Origin of the sequence: Burkholderia sp. GbtcB21 (assembly GCF_019091065.1) — a bacterium.
GTDB classification, from domain to species: domain Bacteria; phylum Pseudomonadota; class Gammaproteobacteria; order Burkholderiales; family Burkholderiaceae; genus Burkholderia; species Burkholderia pyrrocinia_C.
Map to the genome: position 1 here is coordinate 1 of NZ_JAGXKA010000062.1, position 2,397 is coordinate 2,397.

At 62.1% G+C, this 2,397-nt stretch carries 3 protein-coding genes; 2 read left to right on the plus strand and 1 reads right to left on the minus strand.

Translation table 11 applies throughout. The annotated features are described in order from the left end of the window. Nucleotides 1–380, plus strand: a 380-nt coding sequence (gene tnpB / locus KVT39_RS36280) for an IS66 family insertion sequence element accessory protein TnpB (protein WP_368858969.1), incomplete at its 5' end; no start/stop codon positions are given. Between the two features lie 29 nt (nucleotides 381–409). Next, nucleotides 410–1,972, plus strand: a complete 1,563-nt coding sequence (locus KVT39_RS36285; RefSeq protein ID WP_034184981.1) for an IS66 family transposase — start codon at nucleotides 410–412, stop codon at nucleotides 1,970–1,972. Here the strand turns inward: KVT39_RS36285 and KVT39_RS36290 are convergent. After that, nucleotides 1,969–2,334, minus strand: coding sequence for a hypothetical protein (locus KVT39_RS36290; protein ID WP_217591411.1), 366 nt, complete (start codon nucleotides 2,332–2,334; stop codon nucleotides 1,969–1,971). The genes KVT39_RS36285 and KVT39_RS36290 overlap by 4 nt on opposite strands. Nucleotides 2,335–2,397: the final 63 nt, after the last annotated feature.

Consider the following 2,397-nt stretch of genomic DNA (forward strand, 5'->3'; position numbering starts at 1 on the left):
CGCATGCTGCGCGGCGCGTCGGGACCGACAGCATGATCGGGCTGCCCAGCCACACGAAGATCTGGCTGGCTGCCGGCGTGACCGACATGCGTTCGGGCTTCAATAGCTTGGCCGCGAAGGTCCAGACCGTGCTGGAGCGAGACCCGTTCAGCGGCCACGTGTTCGTGTTCCGCGGCAAGCGTGGCGATCTGGTCAAAGTGTTGTGGTGGAGCGGCGACGGCATGTGTCTGCTGATGAAACGCCTGGAGCGCGGTCGGTTCGTGTGGCCACGTGCCGATGGTGGCGTGGTGTGCCTGAGCCAGGCGCAACTGTCGATGCTGCTCGAAGGCATCGATTGGCGGCAGCCGATACGCACGGCGGAGCCGACCTCGGCGTTGTAAACCTGCTGGCCGCCGCGTAGACTGCCGGCATGACTACGGCAAACGCCTATCCAGACGACATCGAAGCGCTCAAGGCTATGCTGCTTGAGCGTGATGCGCGCATCGGACATCTGGAAGACGTGGTCGAATCGCACGAGGCGGCGAACGCTACCGCCAAGGCCGAGATCGAGCATCTGAAGCTGCTGATCGCAAAGCTGCGCCGCATGCAGTTCGGCCGCAGTTCCGAGAAACTGGACCGCCAGATTGAGCAGCTTGAGTTGCGACTGGAGGAACTCGAGGCCGACGAAGGTGCTGCTCCCATCGAGATTCCGAAGGCAACGCGCACTGCACCGGAACAAGCGCCGCGCAAACCGCTTCCCGAGCATCTGCCGCGCGAGATCCTGACGTACTGGCCGGAATCAGGCGAAACCTGCACTGCGTGTGGTGGCCCTATGAGGCAACTCGGCGAAGACGTCTCCGAACAGCTTGAATATGTACCGGCCAGCTTCCGCGTGATCCGCCATGTGCGCCCGAAACTGGCGTGTACGTGCTGCGACCATATCGCGCAAGCGGCTGCGCCGAGCCGCCCCATCGAGCGTGGCCTGGCTGGTCCGGGCTTGCTGGCCCATGTGCTGGTCGCGAAGTTCGCGGATCACCTGCCGTTGTATCGCCAGTCAGTGATCTATGCGCGCGAGGGTGTCGATCTGGATCGCTCGTTGCTGGCGAAATGGGTGGGCCATGGCGCGAACCTGCTGCGACCGCTGGTCGACGCCTTACGCCGGCACGTCATGGCGGCCACGAAACTGCATGCCGACGATACGCCGGTACCGGTACTCGCGCCGGGTAATGGCAAGACCAAGACCGGACGGCTGTGGGTCTATGTGCGCGACGACCGAAACTCGGCCGACATGACGCCGCCAGCCGTCTGGTTCACCTATACGCCCGACCGCAAGGGCATCCATCCGCAGCAGCATCTCCAGCCGTTCAACGGTACGTTGCAAGCCGATGCGTACGGCGGATACCAGGCGATTTACGAAACCGGGCAGGTAACAGAAGCAGCCTGCTGGGCCCATGCCCGGCGACAGTTCTATGAACTGCATGCCGCGCGACCGAATGCCTTGAACACCGAGGCGCTGGAGCGTATCGGCGCGTTGTACAAGATCGAGGAAGCGATCCGGGGCAAGCCGCCCGATGAACGGCGGGCGTACCGGCAAACCCACGCCAGGCCATTGCTTGAACAGTTCCATACGTGGCTGAGTGCCACGTTGGAAACGCTCTCGCGCAAATCCGACACGAGCCGGGCGATCCTCTATGCGCTGAATCGGTGGGAGGCGCTCACACGCTACTGTGACGACGGGCAGTTGGAGATCGACAACCTGCCGGTCGAGCGCGCACTGCGCGGCGTAGCTATCGGACGGCGCAACTACTTGTTCGCGGGGGCAGACTCAGGTGGCGAGCGCGCTGCCGCTATCTACAGCCTGATTGGCACCGCCAAGCTCAATGACATCGATCCGGAAGCATATCTGCGCCATGTGCTGGCGCGCATTGCGGATCATCCGATCAACCGGATTGATGACCTGCTGCCCTGGCATCTGGCACAGGATCTGGCTTAGTCCTCGTACGAGATCGGCGCATCGGCGCAATCCAGGACAATCGAGTGCATGCGGATCTCGCACCACTCCTTGAATAGCTTGAGCGTACGACCTTGCGGCCATAGACGCTCGTCGACATACCAGTCCTCGAGCATGCGTTCGAAAATGACCTGCCAGTGCTTCTGTAACCAACGCTTGGCAGCGGCATCGGGATCGCTACCGGATGCAGGAACCAGAAAAGCGTTTGCGTTCTCGCTGGCTTGTTCCTGCGTCAATGCCATGCCTGGGGCAGAATCGACGCTGTTGATCCAGGTAACAAACGGAGCCTTCGGCACCACGATGGCAACAACTCGGTTCGCGATAAAACGTGGCTCCACTGGCATCTCGGCGATCTCGATTGGAAAGCCGCCATGCTAAAGCAATACGGTGTCGGTGCCACGCTTACG